The organism is Burkholderia sp. LK4, from assembly GCF_001043615.1.
In the GTDB taxonomy this organism is placed as follows: Bacteria; Pseudomonadota; Gammaproteobacteria; order Burkholderiales; family Burkholderiaceae; genus Burkholderia; species Burkholderia cepacia.
The window spans coordinates 1-1,191 of record NZ_LDUL01000177.1 but is presented as its reverse complement, the minus strand read 5'-3'; the positions used below and the strand labels follow the sequence as shown (position 1 = coordinate 1,191).

Below are 1,191 nucleotides of genomic sequence, written 5' to 3'. Positions count from 1 at the left end.
AGCACGCGGCCGTCGATCGGGCTCACGCAGTCGAACGTCTTGCCGCCGTGCGCGTCGCGCGACGCGCCGTCGATGAATGCGCGCCCTTCGATCTCGAGCGACGCCGCCTTGTCCTGCCAGTCAGCCAAAGTCAACTTGTTCATCAGGATGCCTCAGTTTTTTGGCATTCGCGATGCGACGCGCCGCTGCGCGTGACGCGCAGCCGGCCGGCAGCGAATGCGGTGATGCGCGGTCGGGAAGTCAGAAGGTCGCCGGCGAATTGGCCGAGACGACCTCGCAGATCAGGTCCGCGCTGGGATTGCGAAAACGGTGCGGCAAACGGCTTTCGAAGTAATAGCCGTCTCCGGGGTCGAGCAGCCACGTCGCGCCGTCGACGGTCAGCTCGAGCCGGCCCGACACGACGACACCGCCCTCGTGCCCCGCGTGCACGAGCATCTCGGGCCCCGTATCGGCGTGCGGCTGGTAGATCTCGCGCAGGATGCACATGTTGCGGTCCTTCACGCTCGCGCCGACCAGATGAAACGCGAGCGTGTCGTTGCCGAGGTTCGGCATCTCGTCGCGGCGCGACACGACCGAACGCGATTCGACGAGCTCGAACGTGAAGAACTCCGCGAGACTCATCGGGATGCATTCCAGCAACTTCTTCAGCGAGCCGACCGACGGGCTCACGCGGCCCTGTTCGATCAGCGAGATCGTGCCGTTGGTCACGCCGGCCCGCTTCGCGAGTTCGCGCTGCGACAGGCCATGCTTGTTGCGCACGAAACGCAGGCGCTCGGCGACTTCGGTGGACATCGATTCGGTTTCGGACACGATAGGTGCGATGACAAAGTGAAACGACGCAGTGGACAGCCGTTGAATATTCTAATCACTTTATGCCGCACATCAGCGGGGAAAACCCTGAAAGGCGTTCGAAATAATGAACACCCCGTCGATTATTCCATTTGCGAATCTTTTGTTTGCACTGCTCGGGAAAGCCCTGATGCAACACCGTTAAAAAACATTTGACGCCGTTTTTGGCTCGTATATGCTGGCTCTCAGGTTCGCGTCATCAAGCGTTCATCGGCAGCAAAAAGCGTTATTGCAACGCAAAAATTGATGCCCTTCGATGTAAATGACGCGTAACCGGCGCCTTGATTATTTTAAACGCCCAGTGCGTAGAAACGGTCGGGTGTTCAATACTTTCAACAACCC

General features: G+C 59.5%; 1 protein-coding gene. It reads right to left on the bottom strand.

Going from position 1 to position 1,191, the window contains the following annotated elements; translation table 11 throughout:
* Positions 1–240: 240 nt before the first annotated feature.
* Positions 241–792: a cupin domain-containing protein gene (locus tag VK92_RS38725; protein ID WP_042976781.1), complete on the bottom strand. Its 552-nt coding sequence runs from the start codon at positions 790–792 to the stop codon at positions 241–243.
* Positions 793–1,191 lie beyond the last annotated feature (399 nt).